20 protein-coding genes are annotated in these 20,490 nt (G+C 62.8%); 5 read left to right on the top strand and 15 right to left on the bottom strand.

Annotated features, from left to right (window positions below; genetic code table 11):
• Positions 1-80 precede the first annotated feature (80 nt).
• Genes PD885_RS09310 through surE form a run of 4 tightly spaced genes read right to left on the bottom strand, consistent with a single transcriptional unit; the run spans position 81 to position 2,943 of the window.
• Complete coding sequence (locus PD885_RS09310) at positions 81-860, bottom strand: peptidoglycan DD-metalloendopeptidase family protein (RefSeq protein WP_172404510.1); 780 nt, start codon at positions 858-860, stop codon at positions 81-83.
• Positions 857-1,471, bottom strand: a complete 615-nt coding sequence (locus PD885_RS09305) for a YqaA family protein (protein ID WP_002808092.1) — start codon at positions 1,469-1,471, stop codon at positions 857-859. Before PD885_RS09305 ends, PD885_RS09310 begins: the two co-directional genes overlap by 4 nt.
• A gap of 18 nt (positions 1,472-1,489) precedes the next feature.
• Positions 1,490-2,167 (bottom strand): protein-L-isoaspartate(D-aspartate) O-methyltransferase, encoded by a 678-nt coding sequence (locus PD885_RS09300; RefSeq protein WP_002808094.1) that lies wholly within the window; start codon positions 2,165-2,167, stop codon positions 1,490-1,492.
• Positions 2,164-2,943: a 5'/3'-nucleotidase SurE gene (surE, locus tag PD885_RS09295; protein WP_002808095.1), complete on the bottom strand. Its 780-nt coding sequence runs from the start codon at positions 2,941-2,943 to the stop codon at positions 2,164-2,166. Before surE ends, PD885_RS09300 begins: the two co-directional genes overlap by 4 nt.
• Positions 2,944-3,042: 99 nt before the next feature.
• Here surE and PD885_RS09290 point away from each other — a divergent pair, with 99 nt between their 5' ends.
• A complete protein-coding gene (locus PD885_RS09290) occupies positions 3,043-3,582 on the top strand; it encodes a Smr/MutS family protein (RefSeq protein WP_002808102.1) in 540 nt (179 codons plus the stop codon).
• A gap of 212 nt (positions 3,583-3,794) precedes the next feature.
• On the opposite strand, the gene truD is transcribed toward PD885_RS09290, so the two are convergent.
• From truD to PD885_RS09250, 8 genes are all read right to left on the bottom strand, one after another.
• Complete coding sequence (gene truD, locus PD885_RS09285; RefSeq protein ID WP_002808104.1) at positions 3,795-4,904, bottom strand: tRNA pseudouridine(13) synthase TruD; 1,110 nt, start codon at positions 4,902-4,904, stop codon at positions 3,795-3,797.
• Between the two features lie 108 nt (positions 4,905-5,012).
• Entirely contained in the window at positions 5,013-5,504 is a 492-nt protein-coding gene (gene ispF / locus PD885_RS09280; RefSeq protein ID WP_002808106.1) for a 2-C-methyl-D-erythritol 2,4-cyclodiphosphate synthase, read from the bottom strand.
• A gap of 3 nt (positions 5,505-5,507) precedes the next feature.
• Complete coding sequence (gene ispD, locus PD885_RS09275) at positions 5,508-6,302, bottom strand: 2-C-methyl-D-erythritol 4-phosphate cytidylyltransferase (protein WP_088056820.1); 795 nt, start codon at positions 6,300-6,302, stop codon at positions 5,508-5,510.
• Positions 6,299-6,655 carry a cell division protein FtsB gene (ftsB, locus tag PD885_RS09270; protein ID WP_002808110.1) on the bottom strand — a complete coding sequence of 119 codons (357 nt, stop codon included), beginning with the start codon at positions 6,653-6,655 and terminating at the stop codon, positions 6,299-6,301. The genes ispD and ftsB overlap by 4 nt, the downstream gene beginning before the upstream one ends.
• A gap of 3 nt (positions 6,656-6,658) precedes the next feature.
• The gene (gene eno / locus PD885_RS09265; RefSeq protein ID WP_002808113.1) at positions 6,659-7,951 is read right to left on the bottom strand and encodes a phosphopyruvate hydratase; all 1,293 of its coding nucleotides are present in this window, start codon (positions 7,949-7,951) and stop codon (positions 6,659-6,661) included.
• 175 nt (positions 7,952-8,126) lie between these two features.
• Complete coding sequence (gene kdsA / locus PD885_RS09260; RefSeq protein ID WP_002808115.1) at positions 8,127-8,960, bottom strand: 3-deoxy-8-phosphooctulonate synthase; 834 nt, start codon at positions 8,958-8,960, stop codon at positions 8,127-8,129.
• Positions 8,961-9,207: 247 nt separating this feature from the next.
• On the bottom strand, positions 9,208-10,872 hold the full coding sequence (gene pyrG, locus PD885_RS09255; protein ID WP_002808116.1) for a CTP synthase: 1,665 nt from the start codon (positions 10,870-10,872) through the stop codon (positions 9,208-9,210).
• A 176-nt stretch (positions 10,873-11,048) separates the two neighbouring features.
• Complete coding sequence (locus PD885_RS09250; protein ID WP_002808117.1) at positions 11,049-11,288, bottom strand: hypothetical protein; 240 nt, start codon at positions 11,286-11,288, stop codon at positions 11,049-11,051.
• Positions 11,289-11,450: 162 nt separating this feature from the next.
• On the opposite strand from PD885_RS09250, the gene parE reads away from it, so the two are divergent.
• Together parE and PD885_RS09240 are read left to right on the top strand one after the other, a co-directional pair.
• Positions 11,451-13,340, top strand: coding sequence for a DNA topoisomerase IV subunit B (gene parE / locus PD885_RS09245; RefSeq protein WP_002808118.1), 1,890 nt, complete (start codon positions 11,451-11,453; stop codon positions 13,338-13,340).
• 309 nt (positions 13,341-13,649) lie between these two features.
• Positions 13,650-15,155, top strand: a complete 1,506-nt coding sequence (locus PD885_RS09240) for a S10 family peptidase (RefSeq protein ID WP_002808120.1) — start codon at positions 13,650-13,652, stop codon at positions 15,153-15,155.
• A gap of 221 nt (positions 15,156-15,376) precedes the next feature.
• On the opposite strand, the gene PD885_RS09235 is transcribed toward PD885_RS09240, so the two are convergent.
• From PD885_RS09235 to PD885_RS09225, 3 genes are all read right to left on the bottom strand, one after another.
• Positions 15,377-16,135 (bottom strand): YdcF family protein, encoded by a 759-nt coding sequence (locus tag PD885_RS09235; protein WP_002808121.1) that lies wholly within the window; start codon positions 16,133-16,135, stop codon positions 15,377-15,379.
• Positions 16,136-16,252: 117 nt separating this feature from the next.
• The gene (locus PD885_RS09230) at positions 16,253-17,380 is read right to left on the bottom strand and encodes an inorganic phosphate transporter (RefSeq protein WP_002808123.1); all 1,128 of its coding nucleotides are present in this window, start codon (positions 17,378-17,380) and stop codon (positions 16,253-16,255) included.
• Between the two features lie 9 nt (positions 17,381-17,389).
• Positions 17,390-18,016, bottom strand: coding sequence for a DUF47 domain-containing protein (locus tag PD885_RS09225; protein WP_002808125.1), 627 nt, complete (start codon positions 18,014-18,016; stop codon positions 17,390-17,392).
• Between the two features lie 267 nt (positions 18,017-18,283).
• On the opposite strand from PD885_RS09225, the gene PD885_RS09215 reads away from it, so the two are divergent.
• Entirely contained in the window at positions 18,284-19,624 is a 1,341-nt protein-coding gene (locus PD885_RS09215) for a hemolysin family protein (protein WP_002808128.1), read from the top strand.
• Positions 19,608-20,279: an exopolysaccharide biosynthesis protein gene (locus PD885_RS09210; RefSeq protein ID WP_002808131.1), complete on the top strand. Its 672-nt coding sequence runs from the start codon at positions 19,608-19,610 to the stop codon at positions 20,277-20,279. The genes PD885_RS09215 and PD885_RS09210 overlap by 17 nt, the downstream gene beginning before the upstream one ends.
• Positions 20,280-20,490: the final 211 nt, after the last annotated feature.

Raw genomic sequence — 20,490 nt, 5'->3', positions numbered from 1 at the left:
TTGCTGATGCCCCCGATGTTCGACGATGCCTGGTTGCCAGACCAATCACTACATGGCTGTCGATCTCGATGGCCGTGCTGTTATTTCTTCGGAAGATACAGCAACGGGTCGACCGGCTTGCCGTTGTAGCGAATTTCGAAGTGGAGCATGTCGCGGGCAGCGCCGCTGCGCCCCATTTCGGCAATCTGCTGGCCTGCCTTCACGCTCTGACCTTCGTTGAGCAAGCGCTTGCGGTTGTGCCCATAGGCAGATAGCCACTGGTCGTTGTGCTTGATGATGATCAACTCGCCATAGCCGACCAAGCCAGCGCCCGAATACACGACGACACCATCGGCTGCGGCACGCACCGCCTGTCCGCTGGCACCTGCGATGTCTACGCCCTGCTTGGTGGTCTCGCCGGTCACGAAGGTACCAACCACCACGCCTTCGGCCGGCCAACGCCACGGAAACCCGCTACCGACCGGTGCGACGATCGTCGCGGCCGGACGCGACGGAACCACCGTGCCGGCGATCGGCGCGCTGGCGCCCGGCTTGCTGGCTCCAGGCGGATAGAGCTTGAGGGTCTGGCCCGGATAGATCGTGTTCGGCGACGCCAGGCCGTTCCAGGCGGCCAGATCCGGTGCGGTGATGTTGGTTCGGCGCGATATCGCATACAGGGTGTCGCCACGCTGGACGGTGACAGTCGCACCTGGGCGCGGCACCGACGGTCGCGGCGCTGCTGCCGGACGCGAAGACGACGAACCGCCGCCGCCTGGGCCAGGCGAACGCACTACCGTGGCGCTACTGCAGGCGGTCAACCCAATGACCATCGCGAGCATGACTGCAGTCTTGCCTACCGAATTCATCTGGGTCTTGCTCATCCGTTCATCGTCTTCCACACCAACCAACCCGCACCCGCCGCCAATACGGCCATGGCAACCCAGCCCAGTGGCTCAATCCATCGATGCAATGCCGCTTCGGCACGCGCACCGCCCAAGCGTATCGCGCTTGCGACCAGATACACGCGCTTGCCGCGCCCTACCAACATGCTGGCGATAAACGGCAGGATCGGCACGCCGACCACACCGGACGCCCAGGTAAAGATTTTCAGCGGGATCGGGGTAAAACCCACCAGCACCAGAGCCCAGAACGCCTTCCACGGCGATTCGGCCACCAGCGCGCGCAACGTCTCTATCTGCGCATGAATCTTCACGCTCCAGCCCAGCCATTCGATCAGCGGCTGCAACGCGGCAAACGCAAAGTGGCCCAGCAGGTAGCCGACCAAAGCGCCACACAGCGAGCCCATCAGACTCAAGGTGGCAAACCACAACGAACGCTTGGGTTCGGCAAGCGACATCGGAGCCAGCATCACTTCCGGCGGCACCGGAAAGATGAAGCCTTCCACGAAGCTGAGGCCGGTCAGCAGCGCTGGTGCGCGGCGATGGCGGGACCAACGAATGGCCACGTCGTACAACGGCCCGAATATCTTCATCGAGGAACTCTCATGGATTCAATCCAGCATGCCCGACAACAGCGGGACGAACGTGACCGGCGCCAGAACCTGTTGTTCGATCGCACCGTCGGCACCGCGTGTGAGTTGCACCAGCGACTGCGAGGAGGCACCACCGACCGGAGCAACTAGACGCCCGCCGACAGCCAATTGATCGACCAAGGCATCGATCAGCGCAGGCGCAGCAGCCGTGACCACGATGGCGTCGTAAGGGCCGTGCTCGGGCCAGCCGATGCGGCCATCGTCATGCTTGCTGCGCACATTCATGCCCAGATGCCGGAAGCGCTTGCGCGCCTGCCGCAGCAGATCGCCGATGCGCTCGACGGTGTAAACCTCCAGACCCAGCGCGGCAAGAATCGCGCCCTGATAGCCGGAGCCGGTGCCCACTTCGAGCACTTTTGTCGGTGTGACCCGCAGCACCGCTTCGGTCATGCGTGCGACCACCCAAGGTTGGGAGATGGTCTGGCCGTGGCCGATCGGCAGCGCAGTGTCTTCATATGCGCGCGAAGCCAGCGCTTCCTCGATGAACAAATGACGCGGCACGGTGCGCATCGCGTTTAGCGTGGCTTCATCCTGGATGCCGGCCTCACGCAGGCGCTCGACCAGACGGTCGCGCACACGTTGCGAGGTCATACCGATCCCCACCGACTCCGGTTGCAGGCGCAGCCTCGGCGTCATGCCGATGCGTCCAATGCAGCGGTCAACCCGCCGACCCAGCCAGCCACGGTCTCCAGCGCTTGGTAGCGGGTGAGATCGACGTGGATCGGGGTGATCGAGATATGCCCGGTGCGCACGGCATGGAAGTCGGTGCCGGCGCCGGCGTCCTGCTCTGGTCCGGCCGGGCCGATCCAGTACACGGTGCGGCCGCGCGGATCGCGTTGCGGCACGCATGGCTCGGAACGGTGGCGATTGCCGAGCCGGGTGACTTCGAAACCGAGCACATCCGACCAGGCCAGATCCGGCACATTGACGTTGAGGATGGTGTCGGCAGGCAACGGGTCGTCCTTCAAGCGCGCTACGATCTCCACCGCCGCGCGCGCGGCAGTGTCGTAGTGATGCGCTTGGTGGTTGTGCGTCACCAACGAGACCGCCACCGCCGGCAGCCCAAGGAAGCGACCCTCCATCGCGGCAGAGACGGTGCCCGAATAGATCACGTCGTCGCCAAGATTAGCCGAGTTATTGATGCCGGAGACCACGATGTCCGGGTCGTCATCCAGCATGCCGGTCAGTGCCAGATGCACGCAGTCGGTGGGTGTACCGGCAACCGCGCAGGTCTGCGCGTCGATGCGGCGGGTGCGGATCGGCACATCCAGCGTCAGCGAATTGCTGGCGCCGGAGCGGTCGCGGTCGGGGGCGACCACCATCACTTCATGACCGGCATGGCGCAGCGCCTCGGCCAATATCTGGATGCCGGGGGCGTCGACACCGTCATCATTGCTAACCAGTACGCGCATGAGACTCCTCGGAAAACCGAACTATGATACCGGATGCGTCAGCGCCCTTCGCGCTTGATCTTCGCTTGCACCTGAGGTCCGTCACGTTACGCTGTGCGCATGTCGCATCCCAAAGACGAAGACGGCGGCGCGCTGTTCCGCGCAGCGATCGGCGCTGTCAAGCCGATGCGTGAAGTCGCACCACCGGCCAATGCCAAACCGCGCCCCAAGCCCCGCGCGCGTATGGCCGAGCGCGACGATGCCGAGGCGCACACCGAATTCGCGCGTTCGCTACGCGGCAGCACGCCGCTGGAAGCGGGCGATACCGCCAGCTATCGGCGCGAGAATCTTCCCACCCGATTGTTTCAGCGTCTCAAGCGCGGGCAGTTTTCGATCCAGGACGAGTTGGATCTGCATGGCGCCACTGCGGCGCAGGCCGAGTCGTTATTGCGGCAGTTCCTGCTCGAGGCGCACGCGCACGAACATGGCTGCGTGCGCATCATCCACGGCAAGGGGTTGCAGTCTGACAACGGCGCGCCGGTGCTGAAGAATCTGATGGACCGGCTGCTGCGCCAGCGCAACGATGTGCTGGCGTTTCATTCGGCGCCGCCGACACAGGGTGGGACCGGTGCGTTGTTGGTGTTGCTGGCACGGCGATAAGCCGATTGCGCGACAAAGATCTGGGGTCGTAGGGACGCGTTTGCGCCAGGTTAGGCGTATCGGGGATGCCTATCGCGGCCAAGGCGCCCCTGCGCATGGCGGCGCTTTATAGGTAACGCTCATCGCGGCCAAGGCCGCTACTACTACTACCCCGCGTACCTTGGAGATCGTCGCTCGCGTCACGCTGTGCGGCCGACAGCGGACCTACCACTTCACTCTTCAGAGCGCACGTTGGCGTTGAAGCGACCTGCGTCGCTGACCTCGCCCAATTCCCACAACACTGCGGTGGCGTAACAGCCTGGCGGCAGCGCAAATTCGATTTGCAAGCTCTGCGCGTCGAGCCAGCAGTAGTCCATGCATTGCGGACGCAAGCGCAATGCGCGGCGTTCGTGCTTCAGTCCAGCCGCTTCCAGGCCCTGCCGCAATGCCTCGGATTGTGGATTGGCCAAGGCACCCTGCTCCACCGCTGCAGCCTGATCGGTCGAACGCAGTTCGCCGGCACCCCACAACGGGCCACTGGGATGAATATCGAAGCGCGCCAGGCGCTCTGCCAGCACCTCGCTCCACGGCTCCGGGCCGAACACGCTACGTGAGCCATCCAGCATCCACACTTCACCCTCTAGGGCAGCGTCCCAACTGCCCTGCTCCACACGTGCGCTGAGCACGCGATTGAATAACGACGAGCGCGCTGCCGACAGCAACATCGACCGTTGATCGTTCCGTAGCCGCCGCTTCGATACCGGCGCCGCAGCAAACGTTCCATCGGCATTCTGCACATAGCCGAACATCGCCAGCGCGGAAGCTACATTGGCGCCGTCGCGGCCGAAACGTTGTTCGCCGAACCAGTTGGGAATGCCACGCACGGTGATCGCTTGCAGCCGTTGTTCGATCGCAGCGTGTTCGCCCTTCACTTGACGCAAGGTAAGTACGAAACGATTTCCATGCAGCGCACCGCGTTGCAGCTTGCGGTTGTGCCAAGTGCGGTCGACCACCTGCATCTCGGCATCATTGAGCGTAGCGATGTCCGGTGCAATGCGCTTGGGCAGATGCACGCTAAAACGCTGCGTGGTCATCGCATGGCGATCCTTCAAACCCGCATAACTCACACCCATCTCTGCGATGCCGGCCCACTGAGCGAGTTTCCTGGCGATATATGCAGTGTTCTGGCCACGCTTGCGCACGGTCAACAGTAAGTGCTCGCCTTCGCCCGACGCCTCGAATGCCGGCAGCTCGTCGACTTGAAAGTCTTCCGGCGCGCTGCGCATTGCCGCGCTGAGTACCGCAGCGCCGTGCGCGCGTGGCAGGAAGGAAGTATCGGTCATGGTGTCGTTCGCCTTCGCGCCTGTGTGTCGCGCGCTGTGTGCCGAATCTTTCGGCGCGGTGATGTCGTGTCGCAACGCCGGCAGCGCTCCGGCGTGGATCGCTGCGGTTTACGCAGCGATCTTGCCCAGCAACACCGCCGCCTGTGCGGCGATGCCTTCGCTGCGGCCGGTAAAGCCCAACTTTTCGCTCGTGGTGGCCTTGACGCTGACCGCGTCGAGCTCGATCGCCAGCAGAGCGGCAATCCGTTCGCGCATGGCCAAGGCATGCGGGCCGACCTTGGGCCGCTCGCAGACCACGGTGATGTCGGCATTGCCGACGCGCCAGCCACGCTCGCGTAGCAAGAAATCGCAGTGCTGCAGAAACTGCGCGCTATCGGCATCCTTCCAACGCTCGTCGGAGGGCGGAAAGTGCTGACCGATATCGCCCAGCGCCAACGCGCCCAGCAGCGCATCGCACAGCGCATGCAGGACCACGTCGCCATCGCTATGCGCGAGCACGCCATGGCTATGGGCCACGCGCACGCCGCCCAGCATCACATGGTCGCCGGGACCGAACGCATGCACGTCGTAGCCTTGGCCGATTCGAAAATTGAAAGACATGGATCAGGCCTGTTCGGGACCGAGGACCGGGGACCGAGGACCAGAGAAAGCGGAGGCCGAACTCTGCGGACTGGCTTGCACCCAATCCCCGGCCTCCGGTCCCCGATCCCGATTCGCCAGTTCAAATTCGAAGCGTGCCAGATCCACTGGTGTGGTTACCTTGAAGTTGTCCTCGGCACCTTCCACCAGCAGTGGGCGCAATCCCAGCCGCTCCATCGCCATCGCCTCATCAGTGACGTCAACACCCGCCACCGAGGCCTCGGTGAGGCCACGAATCAATTGATGGCGACGAAACAGTTGCGGGGTCAACGCGCGCCACAGGCGTTCGCGCGGCTCGGTGGCATCGATTCCGCCATCGTCGCCGGCACGCTTGAGCGTGTCGCGCACCGGTGCGGCCAAAATGGCGCCGACCGGGTCGCCGCGACCGATTTCTAGCAGTCGGTCCAGATCGGCCGATGCCAAATTCGGACGCGCCGCATCGTGCACCAGCACAAAGTCGTCGGCACGCACACTGTCAGGCAAGGCCAGCAATCCAGCCAATACCGACGCGGCACGCGTCGCTCCTCCCACACAAGTCAGCACCGGTTTGGACTGTACCGCCGTCCAGCCTGGCCAGTCGGCATCGTCGGGCGCGATCGCCACCACGATGCCAGCCACTGCCGGATGCACTGCCAGAGCCGCCAGCGTGTAGGCGATCAATGGCTGACCGGCGGCAGGCAGATATTGTTTGGGAATCCGCCCACCAAAGCGCGTGCCGCGCCCGGCGGCCGGCACGATCGCCCAGATCGAACCGGTCATGGCCTTTCCACCTGAGCAGCAGATGCGGTTGGCTCGGCCGACGGTGCGGCCACTGCGGGCGGCAGCGGCAGTGCATCCTCGACCACCCGATAAAACGTCTCGCCCGGCTTAATCATGCCCAGCTCGCTACGTGCACGTTCCTCGATTGCCGCCTCGCCGTCCTTCAAATCCTTCACCTCTGCCGCCAACGCCTGGTTGCGTTGGCGCAGACCTTCGTTGTCCTGTGTCTGATGCGCGACCTGGGATTCCAGCATCATGACTTCACCGGAATTCCCAGGCCCGAACCAGAAGCGGTACTGCAGCCAGGCCAGCAGAACCGCCAGCACCAGCAGTAGCCAGCGCCAGTTGCGCACGGCTTATCGCTTGATCGAGACGAACGCGTCGCGACCGGCGTAACGGGCGCTAGACCCCAGCGCCTGCTCGATGCGCAGCAACTGGTTGTACTTGGCGACACGATCGCTACGGCACAGCGAACCGGTCTTGATCTGCGTGGCGGTGGTGGCCACGGCGATGTCGGCGATGGTGGTGTCTTCGGTTTCGCCGGAACGGTGCGAGACGATCGAAGCATAATTAGCCGCATGCGCCATCGCGATGGCTTCCAGCGTCTCGGTCAGCGTGCCGATCTGGTTGACCTTGATCAGGATCGCGTTGGCGGTGCCCGAGTCGATGCCCTGCTTGAAGATCTTCGGGTTGGTGACGAACAGATCGTCGCCGACCAGTTGCACCTTCTTGCCGACGCGGTCGGTCAGCAGCTTCCAGCCCGCCCAGTCGTCTTCGGCCAAGCCGTCTTCGATACTGATGATCGGATACTGCGCCACCCAGTCAGCCAGGAAATCGACAAACTGCTCGCTGGTCAGACGCTTGTTCTCGCCAACCAGATTGTACTTGCCGTTGTCGTAGAACTCGCTGGAGGCCACGTCCAGACCCAGCAGCACGTCTTCGCCCGCGGTATAGCCGGCCTTGCCAATCGCTTCGAGAATGCTGTCCAACGCTTCGACGTTGCTGCGGAAATCCGGCGCAAAGCCGCCTTCATCACCGACTGCCGTGCTCAGGCCGTGGCCCTTGAGCACCGACTTGAGCGAATGGAAGATCTCGGTGCCGGCACGCAGCGCTTCGGAGAACGAGCTGCAACCCACCGGCAGCACCATGAACTCCTGGAAGTCGACGTTGTTGTCGGCATGCGCACCACCGTTGATGATATTCATCATCGGCACCGGCAACGCCACATCGGATTCGGTGATGGTAGACAGGTACTGCCACAGCGGCTGCTTGCGCGAGGCGGCCACGGCATGCGCGGTGGCCAGCGAAACACCCAGCAGCGCATTGGCGCCCAGGCGACCCTTGTTCTCGGTGCCATCCAGATCGATCAGGCGACGGTCCAGACCCTGCTGGTCGGCCGCATCGAAGCCCTTCAGCGTCTCGGCGATGGTGCCGTTGACGTTGTCTACTGCGTGGCGCACGCCCTTGCCCAAGTAGCGGGTCTTGTCACCATCGCGCAGCTCCACTGCTTCTTTGGTGCCGGTCGAGGCACCCGATGGCACGGCAGCGCGACCAAACGAGCCGTCGTCCAGCGTGACTTCGGCCTCCAGCGTAGGATTGCCGCGGGAGTCGAGGATTTCGCGGGCGAGGATCTTGGCGATAGTGGTCATAGGTCGATCGGTTACCAGTAAGGAGGAAGTAAACCGGAAACAAGCTGCCGGATTATCGCCGCAAGACTTCGGCTTGCCAAATGGCGGGACTGTGCGGCGACCTTCGTGGCTGCAGCGGTGGAGGGTTGCAGAGCGCATAACGCACAGCAGGCTTGACCGCCTACTGCCGATGCCATCAGACGCTTTGTTCGAGAAAACTGCTGCGCTTGGTGATGGTGTCCAGTGCGAGCAGCGTTTCAAGCAAGGCTTCCATCTTGTCCAGCGGCCAGGCATTGGGACCATCGGACAGCGCCTTGGACGGATCCGGATGGGTTTCCGCAAACAGACCTGAAATGCCCACCGCAACAGCAGCGCGCGCCAACACCGGCACGAACTCGCGCTGGCCACCGGAACTGCTGCCCTGCCCGCCCGGCAACTGCACCGAATGGGTGGCATCGAACACGACCGGGCAACCGGTGTCGCGCATGACGCTGAGAGAGCGCATGTCGCTGACCAGATTGTTGTAGCCAAACGAAGCGCCACGCTCACAGACCATGATCTGCTCGTTGCCGGTCGACTTGGCCTTGTCCACCACCGGCTTCATGTCCCAAGGCGCCAGGAACTGGCCCTTCTTGATGTTCACCGGCTTGCCGGCAGCGCAGACGTTCTTGATGAAGTCGGTCTGGCGCACCAGAAAGGCCGGGGTCTGCAGCACGTCGACGACGGCGGCAACTTCGTTCATCGGGGTGTACTCGTGCACGTCGGTGAGCACCGGCACGCCGATCTGCTTCTTCACCGCATCCAGCACCTTCAAACCTTCTTCGAGGCCAGGGCCACGGAAGCTGGTGCCGGAGGTGCGATTGGCCTTGTCGAAGCTCGACTTGAAGATGAAGTTGATCCCCAGCTTGCCGGTGATTTCCTTGAGCTTGCCAGCCACGTCGAGCTGCAATTGCATCGACTCGATCACGCAGGGTCCGGCAATCAGGAACAACGGCTGATCCAGGCCAACTTCGAAGTCACAGAGTTTCATCAGATCACCTATTTGAGGTATGCCCCTCTGCCCTCGGAACATTGTCCCCCTTAAGGGGAGAGGGGTTGGGTGAGGGGACGGTTGCGAAGCGCTTGAGAGGAGCCCGATGGTTTTGCTTTGGATGGCGCGTGGCGGCGCGTTCGGCATGGCTACCATCCTTCAGCGTGCTGCGGCGACCGTTATCCGCCCCTTCGGGGCACCTTCTCCCCAGGAAGGGAGGCGAGGTCACGGCGGAAAAAGGCAACGCTCACGCACGCGCTTCCTTCAATAACTTGCCGCCCGCCTTTTTCTCGCGCGCGGCGCGCACGAAGCCGATGAACAGCGGGTGCCCGTCGCGTGGAGTAGACAGGAATTCCGGATGCGCCTGACAGGCCAGGAACCACGGGTGCGCTTCGCGCGGCAGTTCCACTACTTCCACCAGCGTGTCGTCCATCGACTTGCCGGAGATCACCAAACCCGCATCTTCCAGCTGGGTGCGGTAGCGGTTGTTGAACTCGTAGCGATGACGGTGACGCTCTGCCACCACGTCCTTGCCGTACACTTCGCGCGCGAGCGTGCCCGGCTTCAGGCGCTGCTCCTGCAGACCCAAGCGCATCGTGCCCCCCAGATCGGACTTCTCGTCGCGCTTTTCGACTTCGCCGGTGGCGGTGCGCCACTCGGTGATCAAACCGATTACCGGATGCGGTGACTGGCGATCGTTCTCGGTGCTGTTGGCCGCGTCCAGGTCGGCGACGTGGCGGGCATAGTCCACCACTGCGGCCTGCATGCCGTAACAGATGCCGAAGTAAGGAACCATGTGCTCACGTGCGTATTTGGAGGTCTGCACCTTGCCTTCGAAGCCGCGATCGCCGAAGCCGCCGGGCACCAGAATGCCGTCGACGTCCTGCAGCGCCTCCATGTCGCTGCCCTCCAGGTCCTGCGCTTCCAGCCACTTCAAATTGACCTTGGTGCGCTGACGCAGGCCGCCGTGACGGAGCGCTTCGGCCACTGACTTGTAGGCGTCCTGGTGATCGACGTACTTGCCGACCACCGCAATGGTGACTTCGTCCAGCGGATGCTTGACCGCATCCACCACCGCCGCCCACTCGGATAGGTCAGCCGCAGCTACCTTGTCGCGCAGCTTGAACTGATCGATGACCAGTTCGTCCAGACCCTGGCGACGCAATTCCAGCGGCATGCCGTACAGCACGTCGATATCCGGGCAACTGATCACCGCGCGCTCGGAGACGTTGGTAAACAAAGCGATCTTGCGACGCTCCGAGTCCGGTACCGTTTGCTCGGAACGGCACAGCAGCACGTCCGGCTGGATACCGATCGAGCGCAGTTCCTTGACCGAATGCTGGGTCGGTTTGGTCTTCAACTCGCCGGCCGCAGCGATGTACGGCACTAGCGTAAGGTGCATGAACATGGCTTTTTCGGCGCCGCGCTCGGTGCGCACCTGGCGGATCGCTTCCAGGAACGGCAGCGACTCGATATCGCCCACGGTGCCGCCGATCTCGATCAACGCGACATCGAAACCAGCGGTGGCCTCGTCGATGCAACGACGGATTTCATCGGTGATATGCGGAATCACCTGCACGGTGGCGCCCAGATAGTCGCCGCGACGCTCCTTGCGGATTACGTTTTCGTAGATTCGGCCGGTGGTGACGGAGTTTTTACGCGACAGCCGCGTGCGCACGTAGCGCTCGTAGTGGCCCAGGTCCAGATCGGTTTCGGCACCGTCATCGGTGACGTAAACCTCGCCATGCTGGAACGGGCTCATCGTGCCCGGGTCCACGTTGATGTACGGGTCCAGCTTCATCATCGTGACCTTGAGGCCACGCGCTTCCAGAATGGAGGCAAGCGAAGCGGCGGCAATGCCCTTGCCTAGCGAGGACACTACGCCGCCGGTAACAAAAATCAGGGGGGTCATGGGGCTTGAAGCCTCCCGGAAAGCCATAGTTTAACGGGTGCCGGGCGAATGCCCAAGGGTTGTGTGAGGACGAGGTCATCCCACAGTGAAGAACGCCAGCGGTGCAGGCCGCAAAATGCAGACGCCCCGGCCAAAGCCGGGGCGTCTGTGTCACGAGTGCCCGAGGCGCAGCGTCATCAGCGCGCCGGCTTCTCTTCTTCTTCCTCGCGCGGAGCGACGTCGCCCTTCGGCTTCTGCGCAGCGGCGGCGGCGCGGCGCTCGGCCTTGCGCTCGGCTTCGGTCTTGGCCTTTGCGTCGTCGGCCTTCTGCGCGATGGCGCCCTGCCCGGTCTGCTGCGGGGCCGCCTGGGTCAGGGCAGGAAGCGCGGCCACTGCGGCCGCACCCAGGGTGAGCATCAGGATGTGCTTGAACTTCATGGTGTCCTCCGGTTTCGGTTACATCCTCAGGTGGGGACATTTGGTTCCGAATTAAACATCAGGGTAGCCAGTGGCACCCGGCCCTGCACTGAACGTCTGTCGCGTGCAAAAAGTTGCTACAGCCCCCACACTTGCGCGTCGTTTCACGTGCCAACGAGATGCATGAACACCCGTTATAACGCCGCCGATATTGAAGTGCTGTCGGGCCTGGACCCGGTCAAACGCCGCCCTGGCATGTATACCGACACTGCGCGCCCGAACCATCTGGCGCAGGAAGTGATCGACAACTCGGTCGACGAGGCGCTAGCCGGTCACGCCAAACAAGTCGAAGTGACCCTGTACAAGGATGGCAGCTGCGAGGTGTCCGACGATGGCCGTGGCATGCCGGTGGACATGCATCCGGAAGAGAAGATCCCCGGTGTCGAACTGATCCTGACCCGCCTGCATGCCGGCGGCAAGTTCAATAACCGCAACTACACCTTCTCCGGCGGTCTGCACGGCGTGGGCGTGAGCGTGGTCAATGCGCTGTCGACCAAGGTCGAGCTGTTCATCAAGCGCGAAGGCAGCGAGCACCGCATGGAATTCCGCGATGGCATCGCCGCCTCCAAGCTGGAAGTGGTTGGCACTGTCGGAAAAAAAAACACCGGCACGCGGCTGCGCTTCTGGGCCGACCCGAAGTATTTCGACACCCCAAAATTCAACGTGCGTGCGCTGCGTCATTTGCTGCGTGCCAAAGCGGTGTTGTGTCCGAGCCTGACCGTCAAGCTGCATGACGAGGCCACCGGCGAGCAGGACAGCTGGTACTTCGAGAACGGCCTGCGCGATTACCTGAAAGGCGAGATGGCCGAGCACGAGATGCTGCCGGCTGATCTGTTCGCGGGCAGCCTGAAGAAGGACACCGAAATCGTCGACTGGGCCGCGGCCTGGGTGCCGGAAGGCGAGCTGGTGCAGGAAAGCTACGTCAATCTGATTCCCACCGCGCAGCACGGCACCCACGTCAACGGCCTGCGTTCGGGCCTGACCGATGCGCTGCGCGAGTTCTGCGATTTCCGTAATCTGCTGCCGCGCGGCGTTAAGCTGGCGCCGGAAGACGTGTGGGACCGGGTCACCTTCGTGCTCAGCCTGAAGATGACCGACCCGCAATTTTCCGGGCAGACCAAGGAGCGTTTGTCTTCACGCCAGGCGGCAGGCTTCATCGAAGGCGCCGCGCACGATGCCTTCAGTCTGTATCTCAATCAGAACGTTGAGATCGGCCAGAAAATCGCGCAGATCGCCATCGATCGGGCCAGTGCGCGCTTGAAGACCGAAAAGCAGATCGTCCGCAAGAAGGTCACCCAAGGTCCTGCACTGCCCGGCAAGCTGGCCGATTGCATCAGCCAGGATCTATCGCGTACCGAACTGTTTCTGGTCGAAGGCGACTCCGCCGGCGGCTCGGCCAAGCAGGCGCGTGACAAGGATTTCCAGGCGATCCTGCCGTTGCGCGGCAAGATCCTCAACACCTGGGAAGTGGCATCGGGCAGCGTGCTGGCCTCCGAAGAAGTGCATAATCTGGCGATCGCGATCGGCTGCGACCCGGGCAAGCACGACATCACCGGGCTGCGCTACGGCAAGGTGGTGATTCTGGCCGACGCGGACTCCGACGGTCTGCATATCGCCACGCTGCTGACCGCGTTATTTTTGAAGCACTTCCCGGCGTTGGTTGCGGCCGGCCATGTTTTCGTTGCGATGCCGCCGCTGTTCCGTGTGGACGTGGGCAAGCAGGTGTTCTACGCGCTGGACGAAGAAGAAAAGGCCACGCTGCTGGACAAGATCGCGCGCGAGAAGATTAAGGGACAAGTCAGCGTCACCCGCTTCAAGGGTCTGGGCGAAATGAATCCGCAACAGTTGCGCGAATCGACCATCCACCCGGACACGCGCCGCCTGGTACAGCTGACCATCGACGACGGCGAACAGACCCGATTGTTGATGGACATGCTGCTGGCCAAGAAGCGCGCTGGCGACCGCAAGCAGTGGCTGGAAACCAAGGGCGATCTAGCTTCGCTGGAAGTCTAAAACCACCGAAGAGCTCTAGAGTTCCTCTCTTGCGTGGCGATGAGGCAGCGTGCGCGCTACAGGCGCGCGTGCATTCGAGCGCCCGGCCCGCGGCGCTGGGGTAGTTACAGAGCTAAGCCACTCGGTAAGGAATGATGCGAAGGCTTCGCCCGTATCTTCATCACCCCTACCGAACACCTTCTCCCGAGCGGGACAAGGAAGCACGCTCAGCAGGCCACATCGGTCGGCGCGACAGACATGCCTTTGTGCACATCCAACGCACTCTGCAACGGCCTACCATCGTCGTTCCCTACGCTGACGTCGATGCTCATGCCCTTCTTTGTCCGTGCCAGTTTGCTGGCCTGTGTCCTGCTCAGCGGGATGGCGCTGGCCGATGCGCCAAATAAAAACGAGAGTAAAAACGACGCTAAACCCGATGCCAGCGCCGTTGCCAAACCCGCACCGTTGCCGGCCGATGCCAGCCTGCGCCAGAGTACGCGCGTGGCCGGCCGAACGCTGACATACACCGCAACCATCGGCACGCTGCCGGTGCGCGATGCGCAGGGCAAGACCACTGGCGAAGTGGTGTTTACCGCCTACACCGTCGATGGCAAGGACCGCCCGGTGACCTTTGCATTGAACGGCGGACCAGGCGCCTCGTCGGTGTATCTGAACATGGGCGCAATCGGGCCGAAGGTGGTGGGCTTTGGCGCCGAAGGCGATAGCGCTTCGGCACCGACGGCGCTGCGCGACAATCCGGGCACCTGGCTGGATTTCACCGATCTGGTGTTCATCGATCCGGTCGGCACAGGCTTCAGCCGCGCCTTGATCGGCGACGATGACGCGAAGAAGCAGTTCTACAACCCGCAGGCCGATGTGGAATATCTCTCGCGCGTGGTCTACGACTGGCTGCTCAAAAACCGTCGTCTGCAGGCACGCAAGTATCTGGTTGGCGAAAGCTATGGCGGCTTCCGTGGCCCGCGCATCACCCATTACCTGCAGACAAGGTTGGGCGTGGCGATGAATGGCGTGGTGCTGGTTTCACCGTATCTCAATCCGACCCTGGACGACAACAGCGATGTGTCACCGCTGGCGTGGATGATGACGCTGCCGTCGATTGCCGCCGCGCACCTGGAGCGCCAGGGCCAGCTGAGCGACGCAGCGATGCGTCAGGTGATCGATTACACCCGCAGCGATTACGCGGTGGCGCTGATGAAGGGGCGCACCGACCCGCAAGCGACTGAAGCGATGCTGCAACAGGTCACTCGCATGACCGGGCTGGATCAAGCCTATGTGCGACGCTCTGGTGGACGGCTGGAAACCCAGGCGTACCTACGCGAAGTGTTCCGCGACAAGGGTGAGCTGGGCAGCCGTTACGACTCCAACGTGACCGCATTCGACCCTTTCCCCAACGACCCCGAGCAACGCGCCAACGACCCGCTGCTGGACAGCATCATCGCGCCGACAACCACCGCGATGGTGGACTTCGTTACCCGTGTGGTCGGCTGGAAAATCGATGCGCGTTATCAGGCGCTCAATTACGACGTCAACAAACTGTGGGACTGGAACGACGAGCTACGCAAGGGAGCGGTGACACAACTGCGTCAGTCGGTTGCCATCGACCCCAAGCTACACGTGTTGATCGCGCACGGCTGGAACGATCTCTCCTGCCCATTCATGGGCTCGGTGCTGACGGTGGATCAGATGCCGGCGATGGGCAGCGACCCGAAACGCGTGCAGGTGCGCGAGTATCCGGGCGGCCACATGTTCTATAACCGCGCCGCCAGCCAGGCCGCGTTCCGCAACGACGTCAAGGCGATGTACGAAACGCGTTGAGCACAAACATCGCCGGCCGCAGCAGCGGTCGGCGATGCATCGGACCAACTGCGAGCGAGTGCACGTGTGATTGCAGAGCTACCGGACCTGCTCTTGCTGACCTTCCAGCCACCACGCGCGTCCTTCAGCCATTGCCGAGTTGGAAACCGCGCCAGGCGCCGTTGTGAACTAACCGCGTATGCGGTGACGCGCGCCGGCTACTACGAATTCCCAATCCCGGCTCACAACGCACCGGGCTGCATGGCCTTGAGATTCCAGCCCATCCACTCGTAAACACGATAACGCGCGATGCCGAGATACTCGTGCAAGGCGACATCGGCCACGGTGAAGTTGTAGCTCTGCGGCAACCATGCCCAGGAGGCGGTCAACCAGTCCGAACGTACCGGCGTGGCATCGATGCCGAAGTGCCGGAAATACAACTCGGCGCGACGCAGATGGGTAGCCGACGACACCAGCAAAACCCGATCGGGGCGGTACTTGCGCAGCAATGGCTGGCTGAACTGCGCGTTCTGCCAGGTATTCACGCTGGATGGCTCCATGATCAGATCGGCTTTATCGATACCCAGCCCGATCAGCACCTGCCGATACACCACCGCCTCGGACAACCCCAGGCCGCGCGCATCGCCGCCACTGATCTCGATCTTGCAGTCGCCGCCGTGCGTACGGCACTGCCGGTACAGCCGCGCCGACTCAACGATGCGGCCATAAGCGAACATGTTGGCTTCGGCGGTGGCATCAGGGCCATCCGGGCGTACGGTGCCTGCGCCCAGCAACACGATCATGTTACGGGCGCGCCAATCATTGAAATCGTTGACCCCAGTCTGCTGCAACCCATGCAGCATCCAGGCCGGCAACGGGCCGCAGCCGACCAGCAACAACAACAACGTGGCCGCCGCCAGTATCGGTGCACTGCGCAACCAACCACGACGGCCAATCAGCCAGGACAGCAGAAACAGCAGGCATACCAAGGCGAGCATCATCGTTGCGTTTTCCTTGAGCAGGACGTGTTAGCCAATCACACAAGCACGCCGAACGGGCTGACCCGCAGCGGCAGAGGCGCAGCGCCGCCGGCCAAGCTGACCGCGCGACGACAAGGCTCATGTCCAGCCAAACGCTTCCAAGCAGCGCAGGATCAGATACGCCACACCACCGGCCGCCGGAATGGTCAGAATCCAGGCCCAAACGATACGTTCGATCACGCCTAGCCGCAGCGAGCGCGGATTCTTGGCAAAGCCCACGCCCATGATGGCGGTGGAAATGCTGTGCGTGGTCGACACCGGCATGCCGAAATGCGCGGCGACGGTGAGCACCGTCGCCGCGCTGGTTTCTGCGGCAAAGCCGTGGATGGGATGCAGCTTGACCATTTTGTGACCGAGCGTTTTGATGATCTTCCAACCGCCCGAGGCAGTACCTGCGGCAATCACCACCGCGCAAGTCAGCACGATCCACATCGGGATGCCGGCGCCCGTAGCCACCCCAGTGCCTGGATGCAAAAACGCCAGCCAGCTCGGCAGATCGTCCAGCGCACCGGCCGACTGCGCGCCGATCAAAGTCATGGCGATGACGCCCATGGTCTTCTGTGCGTCGTTATGGCCGTGCGCGTACCCCATGTAAGCGGCAGAGGCGATCTGCGCCTTGCCGAAGAACGCGTTGACCCAGCGCGGACGCGCGAGCCGGCCGATCGCGCCGCCCAGCTCGGCCATGCCGGCGATGATCGCCCACAGCAACAGCATCACCACAATACCGAGCAGGAAGCCGGCAATCGGCGAGGTGATCATCGGCACGAACACTTTCCACAACAAGCCCTTGTTCCCGGCCCAGTTGCCGATGTTCTCCGACCAGATCAGCGCGTCCCAGTCGTTGTGCGCGGCAGCCAGGCCGGCGCCGCACAGGCCACCGATCAAGGCGTGCGAGGAGGACGACGGCAGGCCTTTCCACCAGGTGATCAGGTTCCAGATGATGCCGCCCAGCAACGCGCACAAAATCACCTGCGGGGTGACGTCGACCACGTTGGTGTTGAGCAGCCCGGAAGCGATGGTCAGCGCCACGGCCGAGCCGGTGAGTGCGCCGATCAGGTTCATGCCAGCGGCCAGCATCACTGCCCAACCCGGCGACAACACCTTGGTGGCGACCACGGTGGCGATGGAGTTGGCGGTGTCGTGAAAGCCGTTGATGAACTCGAACACCAACGCAGCCAGAATCACCACCAGGACAAGGGCAAACACGCGGCGACCTCAGCTGTTCTTCAGCACGATCTGATAAACCACCACCCCTGCCTCACGGCAACGGTCGATGGCCTTTTCCAGAATCTCGAAGAACTCCTTGAGCAGAAACATCTGCAGCGTGTCCAGGCGGCCGGAATAGATGTCGCGATACAGCTCCAGCATCAGCCGGTCGGCCTCGTTTTCCAGCATACGCAGCTTGTCGTTGAGCGCGGTCATACGATCGACGTTCATGCGTGGCAGGTCGTTGACCATGTCCACCACTACCGCGGCTGCCTGTTCCAGCATCGCCGCGCGCGGGGCGAAGTCGATGTGCTCCAGGTGCTGGATGGCCAGCGAATAACGGTCGGCAAACTTTTCGACCTGCTTGGGAATCTTGTACAGCGCCGAGCCAAGCGCCTCGATGTCTTCGCGCTCGATCGGAGTCATGAAACTGTCCACCAGCGCCTGTCCGATCTTGTCGGAGGCGGCGCGTTCACGCAGCCGAGCCAGCTTGAAGGCGTCCAGCACGGGTTGGCGGTCGGACTCGCGCATCATGACTTGCAACGCTTTGGTACTGTCGTAGGCGGCCTGCGCCGCTTCGTTCAGAAGCCAATAAAGCTGCTTGCCTGAACCGAAGATGGTCTGCAACGAGAACATGGGTAGACCACTTCCTGCCGTAAGAGAGAGACGGACGCCAAGCAACAATTATGACCGTTCCATCGCCTGTCTGGGTATCTTGCTGCCAGGACGGGCCTTCACATCGGCATTTCCCGGCTCGAACCACCCTTCGGTTTGCTAACATGGCAGCGCGCCCTCGGGTGCACCCTATGGAAGACGACCCTATCCCCCCCGTTACCGCCCAGCCTTTGCGCGCGCCGCCCCCCCCCCCCCCGCCCTTCCCTTCACCGACCGGGGAAGACGCCCGTGATTGAGTTTCTGATCGTCATCGCCCTGATCCTGGTGAACGGCTTCTTCGCCATGTCGGAGATGTCGTTGATGACCTCCCGCAAAAGCCGCCTGAAGCAGATGGCTGGCTCCAGCAAACGCGCCGCGCGGGCCCTGGCATTGGCCGAAAGCCCCGAAAATTTTCTGTCCACGGTACAGATCGGCATCACCTCGATCGGCATCCTGACTGGCCTGTTTGGCGGCGAAGCCATTGGCGAGGCCATCGGCGTCTGGCTGCAGCAGGTGTTCCCCACCCTGTCAGCCACCTTCGCCCTGATCGGCGAGCCCAAACCGTATTCGGTGGTCATCGGCAGCACGCTGGCAGTCGCGTTGATCACCTTCCTGACACTGATTTTCGGCGAACTTGTGCCCAAGCGGCTGGCGCTGCGCAATTCCGAAGACATCGCTGGCGTTGTCGCAGTGCCGATGGCCTGGTTGGCCAAGATCGCCGCACCAGGCGTGTGGGTACTGGCGCGCTCGACCCGGCTGGTGCTGCGCATGCTGGGCATGGGCAAAGACGAATCGGCATCGGTGACCGAAGAAGAGATCCGCATGCTTGTGGCCGAAAGCCACGAAGCCGGCGTGATCGATGCGTACGAGCGCGACATGATGAACCGCGTGATGCGGCTGGGCGACCGCACCGCCGACAGCCTGATGACGCCGCGCAACCGCATCGCCTGGCTGGATGCCAACGCCGAGCCGGAACGCAATCTGCAGGTGATGCGCGAGCACGAATTCTCGCGCTATCCGGTGTATCGCGGCAGCGACCAGGACATTGCCGGCGTGCTGGAAGTCAAATCGCTGGTCACGCGTATGGATGGGCATGGCGCGCACCTGTTCCAGGCTTTGCGCGACACCTTGTTCGTGTCCGAATCCACGCATGCGATGAAGCTGCTGGAGATCTTCCGCGAAGAACAGCAATCGATGGCACTGGTGGTCGACGAATACGGCGAAATCCGCGGGCTGGTGACCATCAGCGACCTGATGGGGGCGGTGGTTGGCCGTCTGCAGGCAGTGGAAAACACCGACGAAGACGCGCTGGTCGTGACACGCGCCGACGGCTCGTTGCTGATCGATGGCTCGCTGCCAGTGGAAGAACTGCGCGAAGTGCTGGGCGCCGAGCTGCCAGAAGCCGACGAAGGCGATTACCACACGCTTGCCGGCCTGTGCATTTACTACTTCGGACGCATTCCGCAGGCCGGCGAATTTTTCGATTGGGCCGGCTGGCGCATCGAGATCGTCGATCTGGATGGCGCACGCGTGGACAAGTTGTTGTTGAGCCGCGTCGGCGACGAGGACAGCGATGACATCGTCGGATAACCACGCGCCGCCATCCGACGACACCGGCAGCGAACAGATGCGTTATCGCAATGAAGGTATCCGCCGTTTGCTGGCGGCCTTCAGCGAAGGCGACCCGGAGCACGTGCTGCGTGTGCGCGAGATTCTGGCCGATCTGCAACAGAGCGCCTTCGGCGTGTTTTTGTTCCTGGCGATCCTGCCGTCCTTCATGCCGATTCCCGGCGTGGCCGGTGGTATCAGCGGTCCGCTGACAATGCTGATCGGCGTGCAGATAATGTGCTGCCTGCGCAAGCCATGGGTGCCGCGTTTCATCGGCGAGCGCGGGCCGCGTCGCAGGACCAGTCAGCGCTTTGTCGCGAAATTAGCGCCGACGCTGCAACGCCTGGATCGGCTGCTCAAGCCGCGTTTGCACAGCATGCTGGATCGGAGACCGGCGCAGGTGTTTACCGGGTTGCTGCTGGTGTTAACCGGTTTCTTGCTGACGCTGCCGATCCCATTCACCAACTACATTTTTGGCCTGATTCTGCTGCTGTTCGCGCTCGCCTTGCTTGAGCGCGATGGCGCCCTGATGCTGGTGGGGTGGTCGGCGGCGCTGATATCGGTCGCTGTGTTTGGCTTCACCTCCGACCAGTTGGTAAATCTGATTCGCGGGTGGTGGCCGGTCGCGTGGGGCTGAGTGCGAGGCGACCAGTCACCTGGATCATCGCGCTTACGTCAGATCGACCACACGGTTGTTCGGCGGGCTGCCCGGATCGTCGGTCACGGCGTGTCCACGCCGCGGATCAATTCGGCTAACTGTTTGATGCTTTTGCTAGGTTCCTGCAGGTGCATGCGCGTGTCCCCAATGGATGTGCACGCATCGCAGCGGATCGCCGCGCGAAGCGACG

This window comes from Xanthomonas fragariae (assembly GCF_900183975.1).
GTDB lineage: Bacteria > Pseudomonadota > Gammaproteobacteria > Xanthomonadales > Xanthomonadaceae > Xanthomonas > Xanthomonas fragariae.
Note: the sequence above shows the minus strand (reverse complement) of the source record. Positions and strands in the feature narration are given on the sequence as shown.